Raw genomic sequence first — 26,795 nt, 5'->3', positions numbered from 1 at the left:
GATCATGGAACAGCAGCACGACGCCCCGCATATCGACCCGCACACCGGCATCGCCACCACCGGCCATGAATGGGATGGCATCCGCGAGCTCAACACCCCGCTGCCGCGCTGGTGGCTCGGCATCTTCTACGCCAGCATTCTCTGGTCGATCGGCTACTGGGTCGTCTATCCCGCCTGGCCGCTTCTGACCGATACGACCCGGGGCGTGATCGGCTATGCCAGCCGCGCCGATATCAGCGCGGACATGGCCCGGCTCAAGGCGCAGCGCGCCGTCCAGGCCGCCGGCATGGCCGACGCGACACCGGCGCAGATCAAGGCCGACCCGACCCTGTTCCAGATCGCGATGGCGCAGGGCAAGGCGGCCTTCGGCGACAACTGCGCCGCCTGTCACGGCGTCGGCGGCGCCGGTGCCAAGGGCTATCCCAACCTCAACGACGACGACTGGCTCTGGGGCGGCTCGCTCGACGCGATCCAGCAGACCATCCGTCACGGCATCCGCGTCGCCGGCAATGACGAGACGCGCGTGAGCCAGATGCCGGCCTTCGGCCGCGACGGCATGCTGAAGCGCGACGAGATCAATGCCGTCGCCAATCACGTCCGCGCTCTGGCCGGCCTGCCGGCCGAGCCCAAGGCCGATCTCGCGCTCGGCCGCAAGCTCTTCGCCGATAATTGCGCCGCCTGCCATGGCGAGGCCGGCAAGGGCAACCAGGAGATGGGCGCGCCCAATCTCACCGACGCGATCAGCCTCTACGGCATGGATATGGCTTCGCTGACCGAGACCATCACCAACAGCCGCAATGGCGTGATGCCGGCCTGGGGCGGGCGCCTCGACGCGACCACCATCAAGGCGCTGACCGTCTATGTCCACTCGCTGGGGGGAGGGCAGTAGCGTGAGCACGGCCGGGACCGATCCCGACGACATCCCGCTCTTCGCGGCGTCGGCGAAGGTCTATCCGCAAAGCGTGTCCGGCCCGTTCCGGCGCGCGAAGTGGTTCATCCTCTTCCTGTGCCTCGGCATCTATTATCTGCTGCCGTTCCTGCGCTGGGATCGCGGCCCGCATCTGCCGAACCAGGCGGTGCTGGCCGATATCGCCAACGGACGCTTCTACTTCTTCTTCATCGAGATCTGGCCGCAGGAGGTCTACTATTTCACCGGCCTGCTGATCCTCGCCTCCTTCGCGCTCTTCCTGATGAACGCGCTCGCGGGCCGGGTCTGGTGCGGCTATCTCTGCCCGCAGACGGTCTGGACCGATCTCTTCCTCGCTGTCGAGCGCTTCTTCGAGGGCGACCGGCGCGAGCGCATGCGCCTCGATGCGGCGCCGTGGAGCTTCGACAAGCTCTGGCGCAAGAGCGCCAAGCACGCGGTCTGGATCGTCATCGCCTGGTGGACCGGCGGCGCCTGGGTGCTCTATTTCGCCGATGCGCCGACGCTGGTGCGGGAGCTCGCGACCTTCACCGCGCCGCTCTCGGCCTATGTCTGGATCGCGATCCTGACCTTCACCACCTACTCGCTCGCCGGCATCATGCGCGAGCAGGTCTGCAAGTTCATGTGCCCCTGGCCGCGCATCCAGGCGGCGCTGACCGACGACGAAGCGCTCAACGTCACCTATCGGTACGATCGCGGCGAGCCGCGCGTCTCGGTCAAGCAGGGCCTGAAACTGAAGGCGCAGGGCGCGCCGGCCGGCGACTGCATCGACTGTCATCAATGCGTCGCGGTTTGCCCGGTCGGCATCGACATCCGCGACGGTTCCCAGCTCGACTGCATCCAGTGCGGGCTCTGCATCGACGCCTGCGACACCGTCATGGCCAAGGTCGATCGGCCGAAGCGCCTGATCGCCTATGATACCGAGATCAACGTCAAGCGGCGGATGGCTGGCCTGAAGGCGGTCTATCGCCCGCTCCGGGCGCGCACGGCGATCTACACGGCGCTGATCGTCGTGGTTGGCGGCGCCATGCTCTGGCAGCTCGCGACGCGCCGCACCGCCGATATCTCGGTGCTGCACGAGCGCTCGCCGCTCTTCGTGACCTTGAGCGACGGCTCGATCCGCAACGCCTATGCGGTTCGCCTGCTCAACAAACGCCCGGAAATTCGCCCCTTCGCCCTCACTGTCGATGGGCTGCCCGGCATCCGCATCGAAGCGATCGGCGTGGCGCAGACCGCCGATGTCAGGCCGGTCGTGACCGTCGATCCCGATTCCTCGCGCGAGGTGCGCGTGCTCGTCACCGTCCCGGCCGGCGTGCCGCTGGAAACGTCGCAGCCCATCACCATCACCGCCTCGGATCTCTTCGCCGGGGAGACCGTGCGCGCGGCCGACCACTTCATGGCGCCCGGAGCCAAACCATGAGCTGCTGCGGAGTTTTCCTGATGTCCTGCGACACCCCTGCCGCCCCGCGCCCGCGCCGCCCCTTCGAACTGACCGGCTGGATGGTCGCGGCGATGCTGGTACTGTTCTTCGGCGTCGTCATCTCGGTCAATGCGACGATCCTGACGGTGGCGCTGCGCACCATGCCGGGCGTCGAGACCAAGAGCGCCTATGAGACCAGCCAGCATTTCAACGAGGAGATCGCCCGCCAGCATGAGCGTGACGCGCGCGATTGGAAGGCTGCAGCTACGCTCGCGCGCCAGGGTGAGGGCGCCACGCTCGGCGTCACGCTGGCGGATCGCCTCGGCCAGCCGCTTTCCGGCTTCTCCGCGACGGCGCGGCTGCGTCATCCCGCGACCTCCGCGCGCGATCACACTGTGGCGCTGAACGAGCGCCAGCCCGGCCGCTACGAGGCCGGCTTCGACCGCATCGAGGCCGGCTCCTGGATTCTCGAATTGGAGGCGAAGCGCGGCGAGGAGGTCGTCTTCGTCTCGCGCAGCCGCGTCACTTTGCCGGAGACGTAAGATGGCGGCGCAGGACCTCTCCGTCTTCGTGCGCCATCGCGACGGCGGCATCGCCAGCATGGAACTGGCGGTCGACGGTATCCGTTGCGCCGGCTGCATGCAGGCGATCGAGAGCGGGCTTGCCCGCGAGCCCGCCATCCTCGGCGCCCGCGTCAATCTCGCGCTGAAGCGCGTCTCGGTCGAGTGGCGCGAGGCGCTGCTGCGGCCGGAGGCCGTCGTCGACAAGCTCGGCGCGCTCGGCTTCAAGGCCTATCCCTTCGTGGCAGAACGGCAGGAGAATGATGCCGCCGCGGAGGAGCGCAGCCTGATGCGCCGCCTCGGCGTCGCCGGCTTCGCCTCGATGAACATCATGCTGCTCTCGGTCGCCGTCTGGGCCGGCAATAGCGGCGATATCGACCCGACGACGCGCGACTTCTTCCACTGGCTTTCGGCGCTGATCGCCCTGCCGACGGCGGCCTATGCCGGCCGGCCCTTCTTCGAGAGCGCGCTGCGCGCCCTCAGGGCCGGCGCCGTCAACATGGACGTGCCGATCACCATCGGCGTCGTGCTGGCGCTGGTCATGTCGGTCGCCGAGACCTGGACCCATGGCCGCCACGCCTATTTCGACGGCGTGGTGATGCTGCTCTTCTTCCTGCTGATCGGGCGCTATCTCGACCAGCTCATGCGCCGCCGCACCCGCGACCTCGCCGGCAATCTCGCCGCGCTCAAGGCCGAGACTGCGACGCGGCTCGCCGACGACGGCAACTGGACGATCACGCCGATCGCTGCGATCCAGCCCGGCGACCGCGTCCTCGTTCGCCCGGGCGAGCGGGTCTCGGTCGACGGCATCGTCGAGACCGGTCGTTCCGAGCTCGACCAGAGCCTCGTCACCGGCGAGACCGCGCCGGCTGCGATCGGGCAGGGCGAACGCGTCCATGCCGGCACGCTGAACCTGACAGGCACTCTCACCATCCGCGTCGAGGCGGCAGGGCAGGGCACGCTGCTCGACGAGATCGACCGGCTGATGAATCAGGCCGTGGGCAGCCGCTCGCGCTATGTCCATCTGTCGGACCGGGCCGCGCGGCTCTATGCGCCGGTGGTCCATACGCTGGCGGCCGCGACCTTCCTCGGCTGGCTCGCCTGGGGGCTGGCCTGGCCGGAGGCGCTGCTGATCGCCGTGACCGTGCTGATCATCACGTGTCCCTGCGCGCTCGGCCTTGCGATCCCCGCCGTACAGGTCGTCGCGGCCTCCGCCCTGTTCAGGCGCAAGATCATGCTCAAGGAGGGCGCTGCCCTGGAGCGCCTCGCCGAGGCCGACATCGCCGTTTTCGACAAGACCGGCACGCTGACCCTGCCGGAGCCCGAGATCCTCAACCGCGAGGCGCTGCCGGCCGAGCGGCGGGCTGAGATCGGCGCGCTCGCCGCAGCCAGCGCCCATCCGCTGGCGCAGGCTCTGGCCCGCGCACTCGGCGCCGCCTTCCCCCGAACGGATGTCCGCGAGGAGCGCGGGCACGGCCTGTCGTCCGGCGATGGCGACGACGAGCAGCGCCTCGGCAGCCTCGCCTTTTGCGGCGCCGAAACCGAGGCGGTTTCTGTCAAGGCGCTCCATCCCGGCGCCTCGCTGATCGCCTATCGCCACGGCGCCTATCGTACGGTTCTGGCGCTCGGGCAGAGCCTGCGCCCGGATGCGCGCGCGACGATCGACGCTTTGCGCGCGGCGGGGCTGGACATCGCGATCCTCTCTGGCGACCGGCCGGAGGCCGTCGCGCCGATCGCGGCCGCGCTCGGCATCGCGCATGTCGAGGCTGGCCTGCTGCCGGCCGACAAGCTGAACCTGCTCGACAGCATGGCGGCCGAGGGCCGCAAGGTGCTGATGGTCGGTGACGGGCTCAATGACGCGCCGGCGCTCGCGGGCGCGCATGTCTCGCTCTCGCCGGTCAGCGCGACGCATCTCGCGCAGGCCGCGGCCGATATCGTCTTCCTCGGCGACAGCCTCGCGCCGGTCTCGGCCGCGCTCGGCATCGCCCGCAAGGCGCGCGGGCTGATGCTGCAGAACCTGTGCTTCGCGGTGCTCTACAACGCGGTGGCGGTGCCGATCGCCATCGCCGGGCTTGCGACGCCGCTAGTCGCGGCCGTCGCCATGTCGGGCTCGTCGCTGGTGGTGACCCTCAACGCCCTGCGCGCACGCAGCGCAAGGTTTCCGGAGGCAGAGGCATGAACATCATCGTCATCCTGTTTCCCCTCGCGCTCGGGCTCGGCCTGCTGGGCCTGGGCGCCTTCTTCTGGTGCATGCGGTCAGGCCAGTTCGCCGATCTCGAGGGCGCCGCCTGGCGCGTGCTTCAGGACGATGATGCCGCCACCCCGCCCTCGGAAAAGCGGGCGCGCTGACAGTCGCTGCGAGCCTGAACGCGCCAGCTTCGGACACCGAAAGGAAGGCTGCCGGAACGGTCTCTTAACCCTGCCGGGCTAGGACTGGGTCTCAGGTTAACGAAGCGTAGTGTTCGCCTAAGCCCATGCAAAAACTGGATCGTCTCCGCCGCGCGAACGCCGTCGTTTCCGAGGATCATCGCCTCGTTCAACCACAGCAGAACGCAACACCGCACCCTCCTGCCGCAGAGTCGATTCGGACCGAATCGACATCATCCAGTCTCTGGCCGACCTATGTCCGCCCCTCGCGCGCCGCTGACGCCCAGCGCAAGCTCGCGCAGGCCGAGCAGGAGCTCTCTACCTCGCCGGTCCTCGGGCAGCGCTTCGACATCAGCCTGTCTCCGAACGCGCCTGTTCCGGGCGAGAGCCGCGTCCGCTTCTGGCGCACGCCGGATCACCTCATCCGGCAGGTCTGGGGCGCGCCCGGCACCGAGCCAGCGCCCGAACCCGTCATGGACGAGCAGGCCGATGTCGAACTGACCTTCGACGCGGAGGAGAACGCCTTCGTCGATGAGATGCAGCCCGTCGAAATGGTGTTCGAGGGGTCTTCGGAGACCGCCGCGTACCCCGAGCAGGACGTCGCGACGCCGCTCGATTTCATCTCGGATCACGCCTTCTGGGAATGCGTCCCCGAGGCCGAGCGCGACGATGCCGATTTTGTCTTCGACCCCGTCGCTCCGTCGATGATGGCGGAAGCGATGACCCATGCCCCGACGATTGGCTTTGAAGAGCAGCCGGTCGCAAAGCGCGAAGCCGCGCCGCTACCGATCACCGCTCCGGTGGTTGCGCCAGCCTGGTCCGGCTTCGGCTGGGGGCAGAGCTATCGGGTGAGTTTCCAGGTCGCGACCCCGTCCTGGCAGATGCCAGCCGATGAAGCGCCCGCGGTCGAGGATGAGGCGCCGGTTCCGGTCGAGCCTCCGGTCATGGCGAAACCCGGTGTGCCGCTGGCACGCAACACGCGGCCTTTGGTCGAGCCCAAGCCTGTTCCGTCCAAGCCTGTTCAGTCTCAGCCGGTGCCGTTGGCGCCGGTTCAGCCTGAACCCGTTCGTCCCGAGCCGGTCGCGGTCGAATCCGCGAAGGTCACGCCGTTCCGGGCCAAGCTTCGTCTTGTCGAACTGCCCGTGGTGCAGGATGCCGGTTTCCAGCTCCCGCCGATCGAGTTCCTGGCCGAGCCGCCGCAGGCGCAGGCCGAGACCATGCCGGTCGAGATGCTCCAGCAGAATGCCGGCCTGCTCGAAGGCGTGCTGGAGGACTTCAACATCCGCGGCGAGATCGTCCAGGCTTGCCCTGGTCCGGTCGTCACTCTGTATGAATTGGAACCCGCCCCCGGCATAAAGAGTTCCCGCGTGATCTCTCTGGCCGACGACATCGCGCGTTCGATGAGTGCGGTGTCGGCGCGCGTTGCGGTGGTGCAGGGCAAGAACGCGATCGGCATCGAGCTGCCGAACACCCGCCGCGAGACCGTCTTCCTGCGTGAGCTTTTGGCCAGCCAGGATTTCGAGGCGACCAAGCACAAGCTCGCGCTCTGCCTCGGCAAGACCATCGGCGGCGAGCCGGTGATCGCGGATCTGGCGCGGATGCCCCACCTGCTCGTCGCGGGCACCACCGGCTCGGGCAAGTCGGTCGCGATCAACACCATGATCCTGTCGATCCTCTACCGGCTGAAGCCGGAGGAGTGCCGCCTGATCATGGTCGATCCCAAGATGCTGGAGCTCTCCGTCTATGACGGCATCCCGCATCTGCTCACCCCGGTCGTGACCGATCCCAAGAAGGCGGTCGTCGCCCTGAAATGGGCGGTGCGCGAGATGGAGGAGCGCTACAAGAAGATGTCGAAGCTCTCGGTGCGCAACATCGACGGCTTCAATGCCAGGGTCGGCGAGGCCAAGGCGGCGGGCGAGGTCATCACGCGCACGGTCCAGACCGGCTTCGACAAGCACAGCGGAGAGGCGATCTACGAGGAGGAGGTCATGGACCTCGAGCCTCTGCCCTATATCGTCGTCATCGTCGACGAGATGGCCGACCTGATGATGGTCGCCGGCAAGGAGATCGAGGGCACGATCCAGCGCCTCGCCCAGATGGCGCGCGCGGCCGGCATCCATGTCGTGCTGGCGACGCAGCGCCCCTCGGTCGACGTCATCACCGGCACGATCAAGGCGAATTTCCCGACCCGCATCTCCTTCCAGGTGACGAGCAAGATCGACTCGCGCACGATCCTGGGCGAGATGGGCGCCGAGCAGCTTCTGGGCCAGGGCGACATGCTCTACATGGCCGGCGGCGGGCGCATCACCCGCGTCCACGGCCCCTTCGTCTCGGATGCCGAGGTCGAGAAGGTCGTGGCCCATCTCAAGACCCAAGGCCGCCCGCAATATCTCGACGCCGTCACCTCCGAGGAGGACGAGGGGGGCGAGGACGAGGACGGCGCCGTCTTCGACAAGACCGGCATGGGTTCCGCCGAGAGCGACGACCCCTACGAGCAGGCCGTCGCCGTCGTGCTGCGCGACAGGAAGGCCTCGACCTCCTATATCCAGCGCCGCCTCCAGATCGGCTACAATCGCGCCGCATCCATCATGGAGCGCATGGAGAACGAAGGCATCGTCGGGCCCGCAAACCACGCAGGAAAACGCGAGATCCTCGGGGAAGGTCCGCGCCAGCGCGACGACGAGGACTGAGCCCGGAATCCATAAATTGGCTCTGCTCCAGTTCGTCATGCTCGCCCTTGTGGCGAGCATCCACGTCTTGGACACCGCATGGTACGAACGAAGCGTGGATGGTCGGGACAAGCCCGACCATGACGGGAACGTGGTGTTCATGGGTTCCAGGCTCTTTGCTGCGCGAAGCCCCGGAATGACAGCAGAGGTTCCGTCGAATATCGATCTTGCCGCTCAATCCAGCAGGGTCGACCTGACCTCCCGCCAGCTCGCTTCGTCGGGCGTGCAGAGCAGGCCGGCAGGCCGCTCGGTCGGCGAATAGGGTCGGCCGTCGAGCAGGCGCGCATGGCCGCCGGCTTCGCTGTAGAGCAGAACGCCGGGCGCATGGTCCCAAGGGTTGAGGACGCCGTAGAGCAGGAATTGCAGGCGCCCTGCTGCTGCCAGCCGGTATTCCTGCCCGCAGCAGCGCAGCGAGCCGACTTCGAGGAAGGCCGGGAAGCGGCCGGGAAGCGTGCTGCGCAGCGGCTCAGGGAAATACTGCCAGCTCGCCATGCCGTTCATCTGCCGCGTCGCGACGGCCGGAGCGACGCGCAGGTCGCGGTTCGTGCCGTCTGCCGAGCTCATCCAGGCGCCTTCGCCGCGCAGGGCCATGGCGCTGTCATCGGCCGTCGGGTCATGGATCACGGCGGCGGCGATCTCGCCCCGGACGACGACCGCGGCCATCACAGCGAAGAGCGAGAGGTCGCTGGCATAGTTCAAGGTGCCGTCGATCGGGTCGATGACGAAGGCAAGCTCGGCTTCGGAGAGCTTCGCGAGGAGCGTGGGATCCTGCGTCACCGCCTCCTCGCCGATCATCGCGGCGCCTGGAAAGGCCCTGGCCAGCTCGGCGCAGATGAAGCGTTCGGCCGCCTCGTCGGCTTCGGTGACGACATCGACCGGGTTCTGCTTGGCGCGGATATCGCCGGCCCCCAAGCGGCGGAAGCGCGGCATCACCTCGCGCTGCGCCGCTTTGCGCAGGATCGCGTCGAGCCGCTCGTGATCCTGCCGCGTGAAGATCATCCGAGGGCGAATTCGACGAGGATCGGCTGGTGGTCCGAGGCCCGCGTTTCGATGTCGTAAACGATGGAGCGCGCCCGCTTGGCGAGGTCCGGGGTCGCCAGCACGAAGTCGAGGCAGCCCGGCGGGCCATAGGTCTGGTCGCAGATGAAGGCGGAAGGCGGATGCGGTTCCGTGCCCTTCAAGACCGGCCAGAGATCGACCAGCGGCGGAACATCGCCTTCGAACGGGGCAAGCAACTGCGCCAGCCCGGCATCGTCGGGCCGCATGTTGAAATCGCCGGTCAGGATCGCGCTTGCCGCGTTGGGCGTCGGTGCATAGGTGTGCGGACCGGGAAGGCGCGGCGTCGCCTGCCGGGCGGCGGCCAGGCGGTGGATGTGCCGAATGCCTTCGACCTGTGCAGCCCGCAGGACAGGCGAGGAATATTCCAGATGGGTCGTCATCACCCGGATCGGCCCGAAAGGCGTCTCGACCATCGCCTCGACCAGCACGCGTGGCATGTTGCGCGTCGCCGCCGCCTCCCAGGGCAGGACATGGCGCAGCGCCTGCGCCACCGGCAGCCGCGACAGGATCAGGTTGCCGAAGCGCTTGCGGCCGCCGGCGCCATCCGGGACATCGACGCCGATCGCCTCGATCGCGGTGAAGCCCGGCAGCAGCTCGCTGAACAGCGCGAACTGGTCGGTGCGGTCATTGCCGTCGAGATCGGGGAAATTGGCCGCGACCTCCTGCAGGCAGAGCACATCGAAATCCGCCATCTGCCGGGCATGGTCGATGATGCGGCGCGGGTCGACCTTCTCGTCGACGCCGCGGGCCCACTGGGTGTTCCAGGTGATCAGCTTCATGCGGTCGGCCGGGTCCTTACTTGATGCCGGCGCGCATGAAGCTCTGCACGAACTGGCGCTGGAACAGCAGGAAGCCGAGGAGCAGCGGCGCCGAGGTCATCAAGGTCGCCGCGCAGATGACCGCCCAGTCGATACCCTGGTCGGCCGAGGAGAAGACCTGCAGGCCCACCGTCAGCGGCCGCGACTCCACGGAGTTCGTGACGAGCAGCGGCCAGAGGAAGTTGTTCCAGTGATAGCTGACCGAGACGAGGCCGTAGGCGACATAGGTCGGCTTCGCCAGCGGCACGTAAACCTTCATCAGCACCTGCAGGGGGCTCGCGCCCTCGACGCGGGCGGCGTCGTCCAGCTCCTTCGGCACGGTCTTGAAGGTCTGCCTGAGCAGGAAGATGCCGAAGGCCGAGGCGATATAGGGCAGGGCGATCGCGGGGATCGTGTCGATCAGGTTGAGTTTGGCGAGCGTGCGGTAGTTCTCCACGATCAGCGCGTCCGGCATGATCATGAGCTGCGCCAGGATCAGCACGAAGGCGACGTCCCGGCCCCAGAAATCCTGCCGCGCCAGGGCGTAGGCCGCGAGCGTACCCAGCACGATCTGGAAGGTCAGGATCAGGGTGACCAATATGAAGGTGTTGAGGAAATAGCGGGCGAAGGGCGCGGCCGCCCAGGCGCGGGTGAAATTATCGAGCGTCAGCGGCGCGGTCAACACGAAGCGCGTGGTGTATTCGGCCGGATGGAACGCCGCCCAGACAGCATAGGCCAGCGGCAGCACCCAGAGCAGGGCGAGCAGGATCGCCCCGGTCGATTCCAGTGTCAGCGACAGGCCCTTCGGCGCGTAGGGGTCGCTGCGCGTCGTGGCCGGAGCGGGTTGCGTCGGCGCGCTCATTGATAATGCGTCCTGCGTTCGAGCCAGCCATACTGGACGAAGGCGACGAGGGCGAGCAGCGCCAGCAGCACGCAGGTCAGCGTCGCCGCATAGGCCGTGTCCCAGAAGCTGAAGCCGACCTGGTAGATGTAGAACAGCAGCAAGGTCGTGGCGTTGTCCGGTCCGCCGCGCGTCATCACGAAGATATGGTCGACCATGCGGAAGGCGTTGATCACCGCGTTGATCAGCACGAACAGCGTCGTCGGCATCAAGAGCGGGAACTGGATGCGCCGGAAGAAGGTCCAGCGCGAGGCGCCCTCGATGGCAGCCGCCTCGCCGAGGCTGGGCGGAATCGCCTGCAGCGCCGCGAGGTAGAAGATCATGAAGAAGCCGGCTTCCTTCCAGATCGCGACGATGGTGATGGCGTAGAGCGCGGTATCCTGCGACCCCAGCCAGTTGGTCGAGCGCGCCCCGAACAGGCCGGTGATCTGCTCCAGCAAGCCGTATTGCGGCGTGTAGAAGAACAGCCAGATATTGGCGACCGCGATCATCGGCAGGATCGTCGGCGTGAAGAAGGCCATGCGGACGAGCGTCCGGCCGGCGATCCTGTCGTTGACCCAGACCGCCATCAGCAGCGCCAGCGCGATCGAGGTCGGGATCGTGCCGAGCGCGAACCAGAGATTGTTGCTCATCGCCTTCCAGAAGATCGGATCGGCGAGCATCTGCTGGTAGTTATCGAGCCCGATGAAGCGCGCCGGGCGGCGCGCCTTCGGGGTCGAGTGGAAGCTTTCGATGAAGCTCGCGACCGCGGGCCAATGCGTGAACAGGGCCAGGCAAGCCATGGCCGGCAGCAGCAGCAGCCAGCCATGGATCGTCGCGGTCGCGCGGTTCGTCATCCGGGCGCGATCAGCGATAGGCCTTGAGGATGCGCTCGGCCTCGGCCTGCGCGTCCTCCATCGCCTTCTGCGGCATCTTGGTGCCGGTCAGCGCTGCCTGTAAGCCGTCGTTCAGCGCCTTGGTGACGCGCTGGTTCTCGTGGGTCGAGAGTTCGGCGACTGCGAATTCCAACTGGTCGCGCGCGACGGCCGCCGGCGGGAACTCGACGACGTATTTCTTCATCGCCGCGGTCTCGTAGGCCGCCTTGCTGACCGCGACATAGCCGGTGTCGATCGACCATTGCGCGGCGCGCTCCGGCTGCGTCATCCACTTGATGAACTGGAACGCCGCCTGCTGCTGGGCCGCGGTCGCCTTCTTCGAGATATAGAAATTGCCGCCGCCGGTCGGCGAGCCCCGGCGCTTGTGCGCCGGCAGCATCGCGACCCCGAAGGGGAATTTCGCGTTGGTGCGGACATTGGTGAGGTTGCCCGTGGTCGTCCAGATCATGGCGACCTTCTTCTCGAAGAAGTCCTTCGGCGTGGTGCCCCATTCGACGATCCCGGGCGGGTGCACCTTGTGCTTCTGCGAAAGGTCGACCCAGTACTGCAGCGCCTCGACCACGCCCGGCTTGTCGTAATAGGTGGTGTCGCCGGTGGGGCTCATCAGGATGGCATCGGCCTCGGTCGTCAGCGCCTGAAACAGCCAGTAGGGGAAGCCCGAGGACGGGATCTGCGTGCCCCATTGCGTAACATTGCCGGACGCGTCGCGCTTCGTGAGCTTCTGCGCGAAGGCGAGATGCTCGGCCCAGGTCTGCGGCGGCTTCTCGGGATCGAGCCCTGCCTCCTTGAACAGCTCCTTGTTCCAGTAGAGCACGATGGTCGAGCGCTGGAACGGAATGCCCCAGGTCTTGCCGCCGGTCTGGCTGTTCTCCATGAAGCCGGGATAGAAGCCGGCAAGCCACTTCTTGTCGTCCTCGGTCTTGACGAAATCGTCAAAGGGGACGATCGCCTCTTCGTCGATCAGCGTGAACATGTCGGTCGAGAGCAGCACCGAGGTGACCGGAGGCGTGCCGCTCTTGTGTGCGGTCAGCGCCTTGACGATCGTCTCCTGATAGGTGCCGGCATAGATCGGCTTCACCTTGACCGCGGGATTGGCCTTCTCGAAATCGGCCGCATAGGCGTCGATCAGCTTGGTGATCGGCCCGCCGACGGCGACCGGATAGAAGAACGAGAGCTCCGTGGCGCTCTGTGCGCCGGCGATGCCGGGAAGCGCGGTCGCGCCTGCGAGTGCGGCGGTGCCGCCAAGAAATTCACGCCTGTCCATGATATCCTCTCTCCCTGTTGCGGGGATGGTTCGAGCGTCCGGCGCTTCCGGCCGGTTCAGTTTCGAACCACCTTCCGTTCCGACGCCTGGTCGAACCAGTGCAGTGCCGATTGTGACAACGTGATGTAGATCTGTTCGCCGGCTGCGGCTCGCACCTTGCCGGGGCGCTTGACGATGAAGGAATGGCCGTCGATCCGGGTTTCCAGCAGCGTGTCGGAACCGAGATATTCGACCGCGACGACATCGGCGGCGACGCCGCTGCCGGCGATCTCGACCATCTCGGGGCGGATGCCGACGGCCAGGCTGGCGGGATCGAGCCCATCCGGAGCGCTGATCGTGCCGCCCCGCGCCTGGATCGTCGCAAGCGGCAGCACGTTCATCGGCGGCGTGCCGACGAAGCGGGCGGCGAAGATCGTCGCCGGATTCTCGTAGAGCACGTCCGGCGGGGCATCCTGCTCGATCCGGCCGTTCCGCATCAGCACGACCTGATCGGCCATGGTCATCGCCTCGACCTGATCATGCGTGACATAGACCATGGTCATGCCGAGCCGCTGCTGCAATTCGCGGATCTCGCGACGCATCTCGACGCGCAACTGGGCGTCGAGATTGGAGAGCGGCTCGTCCATCAGGCAGACCGGGGCCTCGGCGACGATGGCGCGGCCGAGCGCGACGCGCTGCTGCTGGCCGCCCGAGAGCTGCGAGGGTTTGCGTTCGAGCAGGGCCGAGAGCCCCAGGATAGATGCCGCGCGGGCGAGGCGCTCGTCGCGCTCGGCACGCGAGACCTTGCGGACCTTCAGGCCGAACAGGATGTTCTCGGCGACGCTGAGATGCGGGAACAGCGCATAGTTCTGGAAGACCATGGCGATGCCCCGCTGCGAGGGCGAGGCATGGGTGACGTCGCGCCCATCGATCTCGATCGTGCCGCTGCTGGTGTCCTCGAGCCCGGCGATCAGCCGCAGCGTGGTCGACTTGCCGCAGCCGGACGGGCCGAGCAGCGCGACGAGATTGCCGCCTTCGACGGCGAAGCTGATGGCATCGACGGCGGCGGTGCCGCCCCAGGTCTTCGAAACCGTCTTCAGCGCTACAGAAACCATTCGCGATCCGGTGAGCCGAGTCATGTTGAGCCGGCACAGCGATAGCGTCACCAGCGTGAAGTCAGCGGGACCATGCCGTGAAAACCGTCAGCCGCACAAGAGGCGCAAGGCAGATCGATGATCAGCCTGCCCGCCCGCCATGATGCCGGACAAAGGCAAGCGCCGCTTCCCAGGCGCCGGCATTGGCCTCGGCATTGGCGGCCGGCGTGCCGCCCATCGTGGTCGCGATGCCGCTGACAGGATGGCGATGGGCGATCCGTGTCGCCGGAGTATGCGGAAACAGGATCGAATGGCCGGCATCAGGCCAGTTCTTCCAGAGAACCTCGTGCGGATGCCCGGCCGCGAGCAGGCTCGACTGCACGATCAGCGAGTAGAGATCGGAAGGCCAGGCGCCGTCATCGCCGCCCGACAGCAGCAGCACCGGTCCGGCGATCCGCTCCACCGGGATGCGGGCGCGGGCCATCGCGGCGGGGTCGCCGAGCGCGGTCCGCATCGCATCGGCATTGCGGCGCGTCTCAGTCGCCTCGTCATAGGGCTTCCAGCTCGCCGTGGCGTTGTGCTGCCATTGATGGACGAGCGGCTTGCCGTCGAGCGTCCAGCCGGGGCCGTCGCGACCGAAAGCCGGATCGGCCGCGGCCTGCCCGCCATGCACGAAGGCGCTCGGCACATAGCCCAGTACCGCCGAGACCTTGTCGGGGAAGGTCGCGCCGAGCAGGAGCGCGAGCTCGCCGCCGCGCGACTGTCCGGCGACCGCGACGAAATCGTTGAGCGGGCGCACCGTGGCACGCAGCCAGTCCAGCCCCCGGGCGAAATATTCGAGCGGCGTGTTCGAGATGTATTTCGGCAGGCCGGGCGCACCGAAATAGCCGAGCGCCAGCGCCGCGACCCCGCGCGAGGCCCAGAGCGCGGCGCGTGGCTCGTTGATGCCGCCGCCCGAGCCGTTGAGGATCATGATCGCGGGATGCGGACCTGCGCTGGCCGGCAGGAACAGCGTCCCGACAAGCCCATCCTTCGCGAGCGGATGGCGCGTCACGCCTTTCGCCATCAGGATTTGGCTGAAGCGCCCGGAAGCAATCGTCTTACCGCCTATTGTGGCGGTAAGCGTGGTTTCGAGTGGGCGGGACAGGTCGGCCGGAAACAGCTCGCCCTGGCCCGTCTGCGCCCAGACCAGTCCCATCGCCGCGACGCCCGCGTAGTCGCCGCGCAAGGGCGCATCGCGTTCGAGGTCGACGCTGCCATCCGCCGTGGCCGCGAAGACGGCCTGCGCCCGCCAGACATGACCGTCGCGCGGGGTTTCCGCGGCGATGGTCACCTCCGCGCCCGCCGGCAGTCCGGAAAGCGCGATCCGGCGGGGCACGTCGATCAGGTCGATGGCGGGGCTGATCGAGAAGGCGACAGGCATGGCTGTTTGCGTCTCCGGTGGATTCGGATCATGCCGATTTTTCTTGGAACCGCGCCGTCATCCCGGGCTTGACCCGGGATCCGTCGAAGGGTTGCGAAGCTTTCCGATAGATCCCGGATCGGCGCTGCTTCGCAGCTTGTCCGGGTGACGGCGCGGTTCGTCAGAAATCAGCAGGCTCCGGGATCACTTGGCCTTGCTGACCTGCATCGCGACGGTGCGGTCGCTGTGCCACGGCACGACCTTCAGGTCCGGCCGGCTCGCCCAGATGTTCTTGTAGTGGTAGAGCGGGATGACGCCGACATCGTCCATCACGACCTTGACGGCGTCCTTGATGATCGCCTCGCGCTTGGCGTCGTCGAACTCCGCGCTGGCCTTGGCGAGGGCCTCGTCGAGCTTCGGATTGCTGTAGCGGCCCCAGTTCGAGGCGCCGAGGCCCTTGGCGGCATTGTTGGTCGCCAGGATCGCGGTCATCGCATAGGTGCCCTCGCCGGTACCGTTGCCCCAGCCGATCATGCTCATCGCGTATTCGTTCTTGTTGGCCGCGCCGGAATAGACCGAGAAGGGTACGACCTCGACCTGCGTCTCGACGCCGATGCGGGTCCAGAACTGGGCGATCGCCTGCGCGGTCTCGGGCGCGAGCGGGTAGCGCTCGCCCGGCACATGCATGGTCAGCTTGAAGCCGTCGGGATAGCCGGCCTCGGCGAGCAGCGCCTTGGCCTTGTTGGCGTCGACCTCGATCTTGGCGCGATCGGGATCATAGCCGAAGCTGCCGGCCGGCATCCATTGCGTCGCGACCGTCACGCCGCCGCGTGCGACGCGGTCGGCGATCGCCGCGCGGTTGATCGCGATGCTCAGCGCCTTGCGGACGCGGACATCGAGCAGCGGGTTCTTGTCGAACGGCTTGCCCGCCTTGTCGGTGATGAACTTCGACGGACTGGGATTGAAGCTCGGCTGCAGGAGCAGAACGCGCAGGCCCGGATAGGACCAGACCTTGACCTTCGGATTCTTCTCCAGCTTCTCGATGTCGGAGAACGAGACCTTGTCGATGACGTCGACATCGCCCGAGAGCAGGGCGGCGGTGCGCGCAGCCGGGTTGGCGATGTAACGGTAGCTCACCTTCTCCCATTCGGGTTTGGGGCCCCAGAAGCGCTCGTTGCGCTTCATCTCGATGCGGTCGCCGGGCGCATAGCTGACGAAGGCGTAGGGGCCGTCCGTGACCATCGCCTTGCCGCTGTTGTAGTCGTCGGTCGTCGCGTTCTGGCCGACATGCTTGCTGACGACATAGATGCTGGAGATGTTGATCGGCAGCAGCGGATCGGGCGCGCGGCTGGTGATGATCAGCGTATGCGGATCCTTGATCTCGACCTTGGCGACGTTGCGCAGGAAGCCCTTGAAGCTGGCGACCGAACCCGGCACGGCCTGGGCGCGCTCGTAGGAGAAGGCGACGTCCTCGGCCGTGACCGGCTTGCCGTCGGTCCAGACCGCGTTCTCGCGCAGCTTGAACTCCCAGGTGTTGGGGGCGAGGTTCTTCCAGGACGCGGCGATGTCGGGCACCACGCCGCCCTCGGTCTTCTGCGCGACGAGCCGCGACCAGAAATGCTGCGAGACCGAGTGGTCGCCCGCATGGTTGTTGAGCTGCGGGTCGATCGCGGAGACCGGGTCGGCAAAGGCGATGCGCAGGTCTTCCGCGCTGGCGGTTCCAGCGGCGACGATCAGCGCCGCCGAAAGGGCGAGCGAGCTCAATGTGGTCGTCATGCGATCTCTCCTGTTTGCGCGCGGACCGGGGTCGTTGCGGTGTCGTTGAGGTGGCAGGCAGAACGATGGCCCGGCGCGATCGCGCGCAGGGTTGGTCTTTCGACGCGGCAGCGGTCGAAGGCGGCCGGGCAGCGTGGGTGGAAATGGCAGCCGGGCGGCGGCGCGGCCGGGCTCGGGATCTCGCCCTTCACCGGCGCATAGACGCGCCGCCGCTGCTTCAGGTCGGGGATCTCCGCCAGCAGCCCCTGCGTATAGGGGTGGTTGGGATGGGCGAAGAACCGGGCCGCCGGCGCATCCTCGACGATGCGGCCGAGATACATGATCACGACTCGGTCGGCGATGTGCTGGACGACGCGCAGGTCGTGGCTGATGAAGAGATAGGTCAGGTCGAGCTCGCGCCGGAGCTGCATGAACAGGTTGAGGATCTGCGCCTGGATCGAGACGTCGAGCGACGCCACGGATTCGTCGCAGACCAGGAAACGCGGCTGTAGCGCGAGTGCCCGCGCGATCGAGATGCGCTGGCGCTGGCCGCCTGAGAACTGGTGCGGGAAGCGCTGGCGATAGGCGGGGTCGAGCCCGGCCCGGCGCATCTGCGCGCAGACATAGTCGTCGATCTCGGACCGGCTCGCGATGCCGTGGACGAGCGGCGCCTCGCCGATCGCCTCGGCCACCCGCATGCGCGGGTTGAGGCTCGCTTGCGGGTCCTGGAAGATCAGTTGCACGTCGCGATGGACCGAGCGGTCGCCCTGCGGCGAGCGGCCGAACACGTCGACTTCCCCGGTGCTCGGCGGCAGGAGGCCGGCGGCGATGCGCCCGAGCGTCGACTTGCCCGAGCCGGATTCGCCGACGAGCCCGACGAACTCGCCGGCGGGAATGGTCAGGTCGATGCCGTCGAGCGCCCGGATGATCGGCTGGCGCTTCGCCAGGTGCAATTTGACCGCAAGCCCGTCCGGGCGGCCGAAATGCCGGGTCAGCTTGCGCGTCTCCAGCGCAGGAGCGGAGGGTGTCGCGGCCATGGTCATGCCGGCACCTCGGCGGCGGAGGCGGGGCCGGAGAGGGGATGGAAGCAGCGCAGGCGGTGCGTGCTCTCCGTGAAGGCGGGCTGGCGCTCGCAATCAGCGTCGCGACGGGCGCAGCGTGGCCCGAAGGCGCAGCCTTGCGGCGGATCGACCATGTCCGGCGTCGTACCGGGGATCTGCACCAGCATCGAGCCCGGCGCGCTCGTGCCCGGCAGGCTGCCGATCAACCCGGCCGTATAGGGGTGGCTGGGTTGGTCGAGCACGGCGTCGACGCTGCCCTGCTCGACGATGCGGCCGGCATACATCACCGCGATCTCGTCGGCGATCCCCGCGATCACCGAGAGGTCATGCGTGATCCAGAGCAGGGCGGTGCCGCTCTCGCGGGTCAATTGCTGCACCTCGGCCAGGATCTGCGCCTGGATCGAGACGTCGAGCGCGGTGGTCGGCTCGTCGGCGATGATGAGGTCGGGCTTGTTGATCAGCGCGATCGCGATGGCAACGCGCTGGCGCATGCCGCCGGAGAGCTGGTGTGGAAAGGCGTCGAGTCGGGCCTCCGGGCTCGGGATGCCCATGGCGCCGAGCAGGTCGCGCGCCCGGACGCGCGCGCTGGCGTCGTCGATCGCCTCATGCGCCCGGACCGTCTCGATCATCTGCGTGCTGATCCGGAGCACCGGGTTCAGCGTCATCATCGGGTCCTGGAAGACCATGGCGATGCGGTTGCCACGCAAGGAGCGCATCGCCTCCTCGTCGAGCCTGGTCAGGTCCTGCCCGCGGAACAGAATCTCGCCGCCGACGATCTGGCCGGGCGGGTCGATCAGCCCCATGATCGAGAAGCCGGTGACGGATTTGCCGGAGCCGCTCTCGCCGACGAGGCCGAGCGTCTCGCCGGCCCGCAAGGTGAAGGAGACGTCGCGCACGGCGTCGAGATCGCCGCGATCGGTGCGGAAGCGGGTGCGCAGGTTGCGGATATCGAGCAGCGGCGCGGTCATTTCAGCGCCCTCGGATCGAGCACCTCGCGCAGGCGGTCGCCGACGAGATTGATCGCGACGATCGCCGTCAGCAGCGTCAGGCCCGGAAAGAAGCTGATCCAGTACTCGCCCGAGAGCATGAACTGGAAGCCGTTGGCGATCAGCAGGCCGAGCGAGGGTTGCGTCACCGGCGCGCCGAGCCCGAGGAAGGAGAGCGTCGCCTCCAGCGTGATGGCGCGCGCCACCTGCAGGGCGCCGATGACCAGCAGCGGCGGCAGGCAGTTCGGCAGGACATGGCGCAAGAGGATGCGCGAGATCGGCAGGCCGAGGCCTCGCGCAGCCTCGAAATAGTCGCGCTTGCGCTCGACCAGCGCCTGGGCGCGGGCGGTGCGGGCGTAATAGGCCCATTCCAGCAGCACCAGCGTCAGCACGACATTGCCGATGCCCTTGCCGAGCAGCGCCAGCATCAGCAGCGCGACCAGGATCGAGGGCAGCGACATGATGAGGTCGACGAGCCGCATGATCACGGCGTCGAGGATGCCGCCGGCCCAGGCCGCGACCAGCCCGAGCAGGATGCCGACGATGCCGGCGAGCACGGCCGAGCCGACGCCGACGGTGAGGCTGGTGCGCAATCCGTAGAGGATGGCCGAGAACAGGTCGCGGCCCTGCCCGTCGGTGCCGAGCAGATAGGTGATGTCGCCGGTCGAGGACATGGAGCCCGGCGTCATCCGGGCGTCGAGCACGTCGATGGCGGCGAGGTCGAACGGGTTCTGTGGCGCGATCTGCGGCGCGAAGACGGCGCCTATGACGAGGAGCGCCATCAGGCCGAGCCCGATCCAGGCGGAGGGCGCGCGCAGGAAGCGGCGGAGCGCGTTGCCCGACGGGCGGCGGGCGGGAGCGGCGGCAGGAACCGTGGTCATGCCGAGGCCTCCTCGCGGACGCGCGGATCGAGCACGCGATAGAGAATGTCGACCAGGAGGTTGATGATGACGAAGAGCGTCACCACGACCAGGAGATAGGCCATCACCACCGGCCGATCGAGCGCGTTGATGCTGTCGAGGATGAGCTTGCCCGAGCCCGGCCAGGCGAAGATGCTTTCGGTCACCACCGCGAAGGCGATGGTCGAGCCGAGTTCGAGCCCGAGCACGGTGACCAGCGGGATCATGATGTTGCGCAGGATATGCATCGTCACGATCCGGCCGCGCCGCAGGCCCTTGGCCCGCGCGAAGCGGACATAGTCGAGCGGCAGAACCTCGCGCACGCCGGCCCGCGTCAGGCGGATCACCAGCGAGACCTTGAACAGCGACAGGTTGATCGCCGGCAGCAGCAGGTGGCGCCAGCCATTCAGCGTCAGGAACGACCACTCGACGCCGAAGACGCGCACCGTCTCGCCGCGCCCGCTCGCCGGCAGCCAGCCCAGCGATACGCTGAAGGTCATGATCAGCAGGAGACCGACCCAGAAGGTCGGCAATGAGAAGCCGAGGATGCTGCCGGTCTGGATCAGCTTCGAGAGCAGGCGCTCGGGATAGAGCCCGGCATAGAGCCCGAGCGGCACGCCGATGATGACTGCGAAGACCATCGCCGCGAAGGCGAGTTCCAATGTCGCCGGCAGGCGCTGCAGGATCAGCGTCACGGCGGGCACGTTGTAGACGAAGCTGCGGCCGAGATCGCCCTGCAGGGCGCTGCCGGCGAAGTTCAGGTACTGCTCCCAGAGCGGCCGGTCGAGGCCGAGCCGCGCCACGAGCTCGGCCCGGTCGATCTGGGTCGCGTCCGGCGCCAGCAGCAGGTCGGCGGGGTTGCCGACGGCATGCAGCCCGAGGAAGACCACGAGCGACATGGCGAAGATGACGAGGAGCGCCTGCGCGACGCGCTGGAGCAGCCACCCGAGCATCAGACCGGCACCTTCGCGGGTTCGGGCAGGATCGGCACCCATTCGTCGCCGAAGATTTCGGGCTCCGAGTACTCCTGGCCGCGCTGGAAATGCGCCTCGATATCCTCGCGGAAGAGGCTGGAGGCGATGGCCTGCGACAGTCGCTCGGCGCCGTCGCTGATCGCCGGGATGTCGCCGGAAACCGTGCCATGCGACATCATCGCCGGGTAGCAGAAGCAGTGGATGCGCTCGAGCCCGGGGCAGGTGCCGGGCAGTTTCGGCTGGAACTCGAAGGCGGGGCCGAGATCGGGCATGGCGCCGAGGCCGGGATCGGCATCCGGGGGCACGCCGCGATCGACCCAGTTGCGGGCGCTGGCCGCGATCTCCCTGAGGAAGGGCCGGCTGCCCCAATCGACCTTGAAGCCGGTCGAGAAGATCATGAAGTCGAAGCGCATCGTGCCGGCGCTGGTCTCGACGACGATCTCGTCGCCCTCCATCCGTGCCGAGATCAGCGCCGTGCCCTGCCGGAAGAAGGCGTTGGGGTGGCGTGAGACGCGCAGAACGCTGGCGCGTGGGGGCGGCACCTGCTCGCGGGCGATATAGCTGTTGATCCGCCATTTCCAGGCGTCGGGCAGGTGGCGATAGCCGGCGATGGAACCCGGGTGGCCCATGCCCTTGCCGCGATTGATGCGGGGGATGTCGCGGCGGCGGATCAAGAGGTCGACGCTGGCCGCCCCGGCTTCGAGCGCCGTGCCGGCGCTGTCCATCGCCGACGCGCCGGCGCCGATCACCGCGACGCGCTTGCCGCGAAGCTGTCCATAGTCGTTCTCATCCGAGGAATGCGCCCAGCGCTCGCGCGGCAGGCTCTCGGCGAACTCCGGCACGGCCGGGCCGCCGAGCCCGTCGCGCCCCGTCGCGAGCACGACATGGCGGGCTAGCACGCGCTGCCGCTTTCCGGTGGCGTCGACCTCCAGCGTCGCATGCTCGCGGCCGGGATGGATCATCGCGATCTCGTGGCCGTTGCGGACATCGAGAGCGAGAACCTCGCGGAACCAGCGCAGATAGTCCATCCACATCAGGCGCGGGATCTTGTCGAGCGCCTCCCAGTCGGCGGCGCCGAACTGCGCCTCGAACCAGGCGCGGAAGGTCAGCGAGGGAATGCCGAGCGCCGGCCCCGTCAACGTCTTCGGCGAGCGCAGCGTCTCCATTCGGGCCGTCGTCGCCCACGGGCCCTCGAAACCCTGCGGACGCCGGTCGAAATTGACGGCGCGCAGGCCGATATTGCGGAAGGCGGCGGCCGCGGCGAGCCCGGCCATGCCGGCGCCGACGATCGCGACATCGAGCACCGGCTCGCCGTCGATGCGCCGTTCCGGCACCCAGGGCGCGGCCGGCAGGGTCAGCAGGCCCAGCTCGCGGGCGACGCGGCGGTTGAGCGCTTCCAGCCCTTCCGGTGTCCCGACCAGATTCGTCGTCACAGCCGCGTCTCCTGTTTGGTCAGCGAGGCGAGGAGCGCGTGGTGCTCTTCGGGCGGGATCAGGGTGAAATCGGCAAGCCGCTTCTCGGCCGTCGTCTGGAGCGCTCCGATCAGGTCCCGGGCCTTGTCGGAGACGGTGATACCGCGCGCGGTCACGACGCCGAAGCAATAGGGGATCGGCGTCGTCAGCGGCAGGATGCGGATGCCCGGCGTCGGATTGCCGGTCAGCGTCAGCGGCTCGACGATCGCGATGCCCGCGCCGGCCCGGATGAAGGAGAGCACGTTCATGGTCGAGGTCGTGCGGATTCTCACCCGCACATCGACACCGGCCGCGTGGAGCGCCGCGCGGATGCGTGCCGGAAAGCCGCGGCGCAGCGACATTCCGACGAGATCGCGCCCGGAGAGGGCGTTGAGATCGATCGGCCCTTCGCTCTGGGCGAGCGGATCGGTCTCGGGCACGGCGAGCACGCAAGGCGCCGTGCCCAGCCATTCGAGCGCGAGATCGCGATGCAGCAGGGGCGCGCTGGTGGCGCCGAGTTGCGCATTGCCGGAGATCACCGCGTTCTGCACGCGATCGGGATTCTCGACCTCGATCGCGAGCCGTGGCGCGCCAGCCCCGTTCCAGGCATCGGTGAGCAGGCCGAAGGCGAGCGACGACACCGCCGAGATCCGGATCGGCGGCTCGGCCTCGCCGATCACCTCGCGGGCGCGTTCCCACAGATTCACGAAGCCGGCCAGCGCCCGCTCGACATCGTCGCGCAGCACCATGCCCTTCTGCGTCAGCACCAGCCGCTGGCCGACGCGCTCGAACAGCGGCTGGCCGAGATCGCGCTCCAGCTCCTGGATCATGCGGCTGACCGAGGGCTGGGACACGCCGAGATGCTTCGCCGCCGCGGTGACGCTGCCGAGCGAGGCGACCTGCAGATAGGCTTCGAGGGTCTTGAGACGGCTCATCTCACCCGTCTTTGCGGACCGGGTCGCCGAGGATGTGCATCAGCCGGTTGGCCCAGCCGAACAGCGCGGTGGACAGGATGAGATCGACGATCTCGGCCCCATCCAATCCTGCGTCGCGCAGGCGGGCGGTGTCGGCCTCGGTCACGGCCGGCGGTGATTGCGAGAGCTTGACGGAATAGTCGAAGATCGCCTGGTCGCGCGGGCCGAGCCTGGCCTTCTCGCCATTGGCGAAGAGTTCGTCGGTGACGGCGGTATCCTTGCTGAGCTGGGCATGGCGGGCGGCATGGACGGCGGCGCAATAGATGCAGCGGTTGACCACCGAGGCACCGATCGCGCCGAGCTCGCGCTCGGCCCGGCTCAGCCCGCCGGAATCGTACATGATGCCGTTGAACAGCGGCGAGCGCACGTTGAGCGTCTCCGGATCATGCGCCAGCACCAGCACATAGTCCGAGACCTTGGTGTTCGACGGCGTGACCTTCAGCGCGTCGAGCTGCTCGGGGCTCGCCTTGGCGAGGTCGACCGGAGTGACCCGCGGCTGCCAGTCCGGCACGTTGCGGGTGAAGCGATGCACGACGCGGCTCATGCGGAAGCTCCCTCGAGAACGGCGAGGCCGGCAAGGACGCGGCACTGGTAGCTCATGAAGGCGTTGAGTTCGCAGAGCCGCACGATATCGGCATCAGTCACGCCGGCCGCCTTGAGCGCCTCGATCTCCTCGGCCTGGACGGCGCGCGGCTGGGTCGCGACCCGGTCCATGAAGGTGATGACGCTGCGCTCGCGGTCGTCGCGCCCGGTCGCGTCGGGGTCGGCGAGGCCACGCAAGGCCGGATCGGTCACGCCGCCGAGATAATGCGCGGCAAGCTCCGGCAGCGCGTTCAGCGTCGCGATCCGGGCTGCGACGGCGCGCCGCCAGTCGGAGGGGAACCCGCCGGCATCGCGCGGGGCGATGACCGCGTTTTCGGCCTGCCGGCTCATCTCGAAGATGTTGCTGCGCGACTGAGCGGCGGCCGATGCGGCGGCGCCGATCCAGGGAGAGGCCTCAGGGTTGGCGGGTCGAGCCATGGCAATCCATTTCATGCATCAACTTCACTTCTTGATGCTCTAAATGAATGAAGCAACGAATTTGCGCTGCGTCAAGGAGCTTTGCCGGCGCCATGTTAAACTGCGCGCCACGGGCGGCTTGCGACGTGGCGCGCTGCTTCCTCGCGGGGCTCCTGCGCCCTACGGCGCAGCTTGGCGGGCGGCGTAGCGATCGCGATGCAGCCACCACGGCCCCTCCGCCTCGTTGCGGCCCTTCGGCGCCCGGTCGAGCCAGGCATACATGCCCCAGACGCCGTCCACGCCGCGCGAGTAGCTGGAATAGGTATGGTAGATCGCGCCATCCTCGCGGATGAAGGCGCTCAGACCCGGCCGGTCGCGGTGATAGGTCGGCACGTCCACGCCGGACATCGCGGCGAGCGAGCGCTCGATCGCGTTGCCGGAGGTCCGCCACTCGAATTTCGGCTGGTGCCGGAAATTGTAGTCGATGCCCTGCGTCCGCTCCTGCATCTCGGTGAAGGAGACGTTGTAGTCGAAATTGAAGTCGGTCTGGCCGGACGAGGCCCAGGGGAAGCTCCAGCCCATCCGTTCGCGGAAGGCGAGCAGCTTGTCGATCGGCGCCCGCGAGATCGCCCAGAGCATCACGTCGTGGTTGGCGAGATGCGTCGCCGAGCCGTTGAACCCGTCGGCGATCGCCGAGCAGGACGGGCAGCCGGCCGTGTAATCCGGCCCGAACATGAAATGGTAGACGAGGAGCTGCGAGCGCCCCCGGAAGAGGTCGGTGAGCGAGGCGTCGCCCTGCTCGGTCTGGAAGAGATAGTCCTTCTCGACCTTGACCCAGCGCAGCGCCTGTCGCCGCTGCGCGAGCGCATCGCCCTGCCGCGTATAGGCCTTCTCGGCCTCCAGCAGCTCGAGCCGTGCGGCAAGCCATTCCTCGCGCGTTCCGATCGTATGACTGGTCATGATGTCTCACTCCTGTCGCCAGATGTCCGCGCCGCCTCGACACTCGATGCGGCGTCGCGATCGGTGGTAAGGCGGGGGCGGCAGACGGTGGGAGTGACAAGTTTGGCGGGATTCCGATGGACTCGCTGATCACGGCGGCGGCCCGCGCCCTCGCGGCGGGCGATCCGTTGGGGGCGCTGAACCGGGTCGCCTTGCGCGACGATGCGCCCGCTCTGGCGCTGCGCGGCATCGCGATGGCGCAACTCGGTGATTTCGCCCGCGCCAAGGTGCTGCTGCGCCGTGCCGGCCGCGCCTTCGGGACGGGGGAGGCGGTCGCGCGCGCCCGCTGCACGGTCGCCGAGGCGGAGGTCGCCCTGGCAGCGCGCGATCTCGGCTGGGCGCCCGGGAAGCTGGAGGAGGCCGCCTCCGTGCTCGAGGCCCAAGGCGACCGCACCAATGCCGCCCATGCGCGCCTGCTCGACATCCGCCGCCTGCTGCTGATCGGGCGGATCGCGCATGCGGGCGAACGGCTCGCCGGCATCGACCCCGCGCGGCTTCCGGCTCCGCTGCGGGCAATCCATGGATTGGCGATGGCCGGCATCGCCTTGCGCAGGATGGAGGCGCGCGCTGCGCGGTCCGCCTTGGACGCTGCGCGCGACGCTGCCGACGGCGCCGGCATTCCCGCCCTGATCGCCGAGGTCGCGGCCGCATGCCATCTGCTCGACGAGCCTGCCGCGCGCCTGCTTGCCGGTGGCGTCGAGCGGCCGCTTATGCTCGACGAGGTCGAGGACCTGCAAGCCTCGCAGGCGCTGGTCGTCGATGCCTGTCGCCACGGTGTCCGCGACCGGTCCGGTTTCGTTTCGCTGGCGACGCGGCCCGTGCTCTTCGCCTTGCTTCGAACCCTGGCCGAGGCCTGGCCGCAGGATGCGCCGCGCGATGTGCTGATCGGACAGGCTTTCAACTCGCGCTTCACCGATGAATCCCACCGGGCGCGATTGCGCGTCGAGATCGGCCGGCTGCGCGCGGCCTTGCGGCCGTTCGCGCGGATCAGCGCGACGGAGCGCGGTTTCGCCATGACGCCGCGGCGCGCGACAGGGATCGTGGTGCTGGCCCGCCCGGTCGAGGATAAGCATGCCACGCTGCTTGCCCTCATGAGCGATGGCGAGACATGGTCGAGCTCCGGACTGGCGCTTGCGCTCGGCTCGAGCCAGCGCAGCGTCCAGCGAGTGCTCGAGGCTCTGGCCGAGACCGGCAAGGTCCAGTCCTACGGGCAGGCGCGGGCGCGCCGCTGGGTGATGCCGCCGATGCCGGGTTTCGCGACGAGTTTGTTACTCCCGGCCTCCTGGCCGGATGGCTAGGGTCTGGCATCGCAACAGACGCTGGAG

24 protein-coding genes are annotated in these 26,795 nt (G+C 68.0%); 7 read left to right on the top strand and 17 right to left on the bottom strand.

Features of this window, described 5'->3' with window-relative positions:
- Positions 1-4 precede the first annotated feature (4 nt).
- From ccoP to OCUBac02_RS21955, 6 genes are all read left to right on the top strand, one after another.
- On the top strand, positions 5-889 hold the full coding sequence (gene ccoP / locus OCUBac02_RS21980) for a cytochrome-c oxidase, cbb3-type subunit III (protein ID WP_173048690.1): 885 nt from the start codon (positions 5-7) through the stop codon (positions 887-889).
- Complete coding sequence (gene ccoG / locus OCUBac02_RS21975; protein ID WP_173048688.1) at positions 861-2,345, top strand: cytochrome c oxidase accessory protein CcoG; 1,485 nt, start codon at positions 861-863, stop codon at positions 2,343-2,345. Before ccoP ends, ccoG begins: the two co-directional genes overlap by 29 nt.
- Positions 2,346-2,365: 20 nt before the next feature.
- Complete coding sequence (locus tag OCUBac02_RS21970) at positions 2,366-2,887, top strand: FixH family protein (protein ID WP_173048686.1); 522 nt, start codon at positions 2,366-2,368, stop codon at positions 2,885-2,887.
- Position 2,888: 1 nt separating this feature from the next.
- Positions 2,889-5,084 (top strand): heavy metal translocating P-type ATPase, encoded by a 2,196-nt coding sequence (locus tag OCUBac02_RS21965; protein WP_173048684.1) that lies wholly within the window; start codon positions 2,889-2,891, stop codon positions 5,082-5,084.
- Positions 5,081-5,254, top strand: a complete 174-nt coding sequence (gene ccoS, locus OCUBac02_RS21960; protein WP_082009912.1) for a cbb3-type cytochrome oxidase assembly protein CcoS — start codon at positions 5,081-5,083, stop codon at positions 5,252-5,254. Before OCUBac02_RS21965 ends, ccoS begins: the two co-directional genes overlap by 4 nt.
- Before the next feature lie 125 nt (positions 5,255-5,379).
- Positions 5,380-7,962 (top strand): DNA translocase FtsK, encoded by a 2,583-nt coding sequence (locus OCUBac02_RS21955; RefSeq protein ID WP_244639016.1) that lies wholly within the window; start codon positions 5,380-5,382, stop codon positions 7,960-7,962.
- A gap of 213 nt (positions 7,963-8,175) precedes the next feature.
- On the opposite strand, the gene OCUBac02_RS21950 is transcribed toward OCUBac02_RS21955, so the two are convergent.
- The 17 genes from OCUBac02_RS21950 to OCUBac02_RS21870 all read right to left on the bottom strand — a co-directional run bounded on the left by OCUBac02_RS21950 (position 8,176) and on the right by OCUBac02_RS21870 (position 25,431).
- Entirely contained in the window at positions 8,176-9,000 is an 825-nt protein-coding gene (locus OCUBac02_RS21950; protein ID WP_173048682.1) for an inositol monophosphatase family protein, read from the bottom strand.
- Positions 8,997-9,839 carry an endonuclease/exonuclease/phosphatase family protein gene (locus OCUBac02_RS21945; protein WP_173048680.1) on the bottom strand — a complete coding sequence of 281 codons (843 nt, stop codon included), beginning with the start codon at positions 9,837-9,839 and terminating at the stop codon, positions 8,997-8,999. Before OCUBac02_RS21945 ends, OCUBac02_RS21950 begins: the two co-directional genes overlap by 4 nt.
- A 16-nt stretch (positions 9,840-9,855) precedes the next feature.
- On the bottom strand, positions 9,856-10,719 hold the full coding sequence (locus tag OCUBac02_RS21940) for a carbohydrate ABC transporter permease (RefSeq protein WP_197933290.1): 864 nt from the start codon (positions 10,717-10,719) through the stop codon (positions 9,856-9,858).
- Entirely contained in the window at positions 10,716-11,594 is an 879-nt protein-coding gene (locus OCUBac02_RS21935; RefSeq protein WP_173048677.1) for a carbohydrate ABC transporter permease, read from the bottom strand. Before OCUBac02_RS21935 ends, OCUBac02_RS21940 begins: the two co-directional genes overlap by 4 nt.
- 10 nt (positions 11,595-11,604) lie before the next feature.
- Positions 11,605-12,897 (bottom strand): ABC transporter substrate-binding protein, encoded by a 1,293-nt coding sequence (locus OCUBac02_RS21930; protein WP_173048675.1) that lies wholly within the window; start codon positions 12,895-12,897, stop codon positions 11,605-11,607.
- Between the two features lie 56 nt (positions 12,898-12,953).
- Positions 12,954-13,991, bottom strand: a complete 1,038-nt coding sequence (locus tag OCUBac02_RS21925) for an ABC transporter ATP-binding protein (RefSeq protein WP_173048673.1) — start codon at positions 13,989-13,991, stop codon at positions 12,954-12,956.
- Between the two features lie 121 nt (positions 13,992-14,112).
- On the bottom strand, positions 14,113-15,393 hold the full coding sequence (locus tag OCUBac02_RS21920) for an acyl-CoA thioester hydrolase/BAAT C-terminal domain-containing protein (protein WP_173048671.1): 1,281 nt from the start codon (positions 15,391-15,393) through the stop codon (positions 14,113-14,115).
- A gap of 183 nt (positions 15,394-15,576) precedes the next feature.
- A complete protein-coding gene (locus OCUBac02_RS21915; protein ID WP_173048669.1) occupies positions 15,577-17,148 on the bottom strand; it encodes an ABC transporter substrate-binding protein in 1,572 nt (523 codons plus the stop codon).
- Positions 17,145-18,164 carry an ABC transporter ATP-binding protein gene (locus OCUBac02_RS21910; RefSeq protein ID WP_173049789.1) on the bottom strand — a complete coding sequence of 340 codons (1,020 nt, stop codon included), beginning with the start codon at positions 18,162-18,164 and terminating at the stop codon, positions 17,145-17,147. The genes OCUBac02_RS21915 and OCUBac02_RS21910 overlap by 4 nt, the downstream gene beginning before the upstream one ends.
- A gap of 2 nt (positions 18,165-18,166) precedes the next feature.
- A complete protein-coding gene (locus OCUBac02_RS21905; protein ID WP_173048667.1) occupies positions 18,167-19,156 on the bottom strand; it encodes an ABC transporter ATP-binding protein in 990 nt (329 codons plus the stop codon).
- The gene (locus OCUBac02_RS21900; RefSeq protein ID WP_173048665.1) at positions 19,153-20,055 is read right to left on the bottom strand and encodes an ABC transporter permease; all 903 of its coding nucleotides are present in this window, start codon (positions 20,053-20,055) and stop codon (positions 19,153-19,155) included. Before OCUBac02_RS21900 ends, OCUBac02_RS21905 begins: the two co-directional genes overlap by 4 nt.
- On the bottom strand, positions 20,052-21,026 hold the full coding sequence (locus OCUBac02_RS21895; RefSeq protein ID WP_173048663.1) for an ABC transporter permease: 975 nt from the start codon (positions 21,024-21,026) through the stop codon (positions 20,052-20,054). Before OCUBac02_RS21895 ends, OCUBac02_RS21900 begins: the two co-directional genes overlap by 4 nt.
- Positions 21,026-22,480 (bottom strand): flavin-containing monooxygenase, encoded by a 1,455-nt coding sequence (locus OCUBac02_RS21890; RefSeq protein WP_173048661.1) that lies wholly within the window; start codon positions 22,478-22,480, stop codon positions 21,026-21,028. Before OCUBac02_RS21890 ends, OCUBac02_RS21895 begins: the two co-directional genes overlap by 1 nt.
- Positions 22,477-23,433: a LysR family transcriptional regulator gene (locus OCUBac02_RS21885; protein WP_173048659.1), complete on the bottom strand. Its 957-nt coding sequence runs from the start codon at positions 23,431-23,433 to the stop codon at positions 22,477-22,479. The genes OCUBac02_RS21890 and OCUBac02_RS21885 overlap by 4 nt, the downstream gene beginning before the upstream one ends.
- Before the next feature lies 1 nt (position 23,434).
- A complete protein-coding gene (locus tag OCUBac02_RS21880) occupies positions 23,435-24,016 on the bottom strand; it encodes a peroxidase-related enzyme (RefSeq protein ID WP_173048658.1) in 582 nt (193 codons plus the stop codon).
- The gene (locus OCUBac02_RS21875) at positions 24,013-24,492 is read right to left on the bottom strand and encodes a hypothetical protein (RefSeq protein ID WP_173048656.1); all 480 of its coding nucleotides are present in this window, start codon (positions 24,490-24,492) and stop codon (positions 24,013-24,015) included. Before OCUBac02_RS21875 ends, OCUBac02_RS21880 begins: the two co-directional genes overlap by 4 nt.
- 159 nt (positions 24,493-24,651) lie before the next feature.
- Positions 24,652-25,431, bottom strand: a complete 780-nt coding sequence (locus OCUBac02_RS21870) for a DUF899 domain-containing protein (RefSeq protein ID WP_173048654.1) — start codon at positions 25,429-25,431, stop codon at positions 24,652-24,654.
- Between the two features lie 116 nt (positions 25,432-25,547).
- Here OCUBac02_RS21870 and OCUBac02_RS21865 point away from each other — a divergent pair, with 116 nt between their 5' ends.
- Positions 25,548-26,768, top strand: coding sequence for a helix-turn-helix domain-containing protein (locus OCUBac02_RS21865; protein WP_173048652.1), 1,221 nt, complete (start codon positions 25,548-25,550; stop codon positions 26,766-26,768).
- The last annotated feature ends 27 nt before the right edge of the window (positions 26,769-26,795 follow it).

Source organism: Bosea sp. ANAM02, from assembly GCF_011764485.1.
GTDB lineage: Bacteria > Pseudomonadota > Alphaproteobacteria > Rhizobiales > Beijerinckiaceae > Allobosea.
This window is presented reverse-complemented; position numbering and strand designations above follow the sequence as displayed.

Coding starts and splice junctions, on each gene's coding strand:
- OCUBac02_RS21895 (WP_173048663.1), bottom strand. CDS start 21,026: ATGCTCGGGTGGCTGCTCCAGCGCGTCGCGCAGGCGCTCCTCGTCATC.
- OCUBac02_RS21925 (WP_173048673.1), bottom strand. CDS start 13,991: ATGGTTTCTGTAGCGCTGAAGACGGTTTCGAAGACCTGGGGCGGCACC.
- OCUBac02_RS21955 (WP_244639016.1), top strand. CDS start 5,380: ATGCAAAAACTGGATCGTCTCCGCCGCGCGAACGCCGTCGTTTCCGAG.
- OCUBac02_RS21915 (WP_173048669.1), bottom strand. CDS start 17,148: ATGACGACCACATTGAGCTCGCTCGCCCTTTCGGCGGCGCTGATCGTC.
- OCUBac02_RS21900 (WP_173048665.1), bottom strand. CDS start 20,055: ATGACCACGGTTCCTGCCGCCGCTCCCGCCCGCCGCCCGTCGGGCAAC.
- OCUBac02_RS21950 (WP_173048682.1), bottom strand. CDS start 9,000: ATGATCTTCACGCGGCAGGATCACGAGCGGCTCGACGCGATCCTGCGC.
- OCUBac02_RS21935 (WP_173048677.1), bottom strand. CDS start 11,594: ATGACGAACCGCGCGACCGCGACGATCCATGGCTGGCTGCTGCTGCTG.
- OCUBac02_RS21870 (WP_173048654.1), bottom strand. CDS start 25,431: ATGACCAGTCATACGATCGGAACGCGCGAGGAATGGCTTGCCGCACGG.
- OCUBac02_RS21875 (WP_173048656.1), bottom strand. CDS start 24,492: ATGGCTCGACCCGCCAACCCTGAGGCCTCTCCCTGGATCGGCGCCGCC.
- OCUBac02_RS21945 (WP_173048680.1), bottom strand. CDS start 9,839: ATGAAGCTGATCACCTGGAACACCCAGTGGGCCCGCGGCGTCGACGAG.
- OCUBac02_RS21930 (WP_173048675.1), bottom strand. CDS start 12,897: ATGGACAGGCGTGAATTTCTTGGCGGCACCGCCGCACTCGCAGGCGCG.
- OCUBac02_RS21965 (WP_173048684.1), top strand. CDS start 2,889: ATGGCGGCGCAGGACCTCTCCGTCTTCGTGCGCCATCGCGACGGCGGC.
- ccoP (WP_173048690.1), top strand. CDS start 5: ATGGAACAGCAGCACGACGCCCCGCATATCGACCCGCACACCGGCATC.
- OCUBac02_RS21940 (WP_197933290.1), bottom strand. CDS start 10,719: ATGAGCGCGCCGACGCAACCCGCTCCGGCCACGACGCGCAGCGACCCC.
- OCUBac02_RS21885 (WP_173048659.1), bottom strand. CDS start 23,433: ATGAGCCGTCTCAAGACCCTCGAAGCCTATCTGCAGGTCGCCTCGCTC.
- OCUBac02_RS21865 (WP_173048652.1), top strand. CDS start 25,548: ATGGACTCGCTGATCACGGCGGCGGCCCGCGCCCTCGCGGCGGGCGAT.
- OCUBac02_RS21970 (WP_173048686.1), top strand. CDS start 2,366: ATGTCCTGCGACACCCCTGCCGCCCCGCGCCCGCGCCGCCCCTTCGAA.
- OCUBac02_RS21905 (WP_173048667.1), bottom strand. CDS start 19,156: ATGACCGCGCCGCTGCTCGATATCCGCAACCTGCGCACCCGCTTCCGC.
- ccoS (WP_082009912.1), top strand. CDS start 5,081: ATGAACATCATCGTCATCCTGTTTCCCCTCGCGCTCGGGCTCGGCCTG.
- ccoG (WP_173048688.1), top strand. CDS start 861: ATGTCCACTCGCTGGGGGGAGGGCAGTAGCGTGAGCACGGCCGGGACC.
- OCUBac02_RS21920 (WP_173048671.1), bottom strand. CDS start 15,393: ATGCCTGTCGCCTTCTCGATCAGCCCCGCCATCGACCTGATCGACGTG.
- OCUBac02_RS21880 (WP_173048658.1), bottom strand. CDS start 24,016: ATGAGCCGCGTCGTGCATCGCTTCACCCGCAACGTGCCGGACTGGCAG.
- OCUBac02_RS21910 (WP_173049789.1), bottom strand. CDS start 18,164: ATGGCCGCGACACCCTCCGCTCCTGCGCTGGAGACGCGCAAGCTGACC.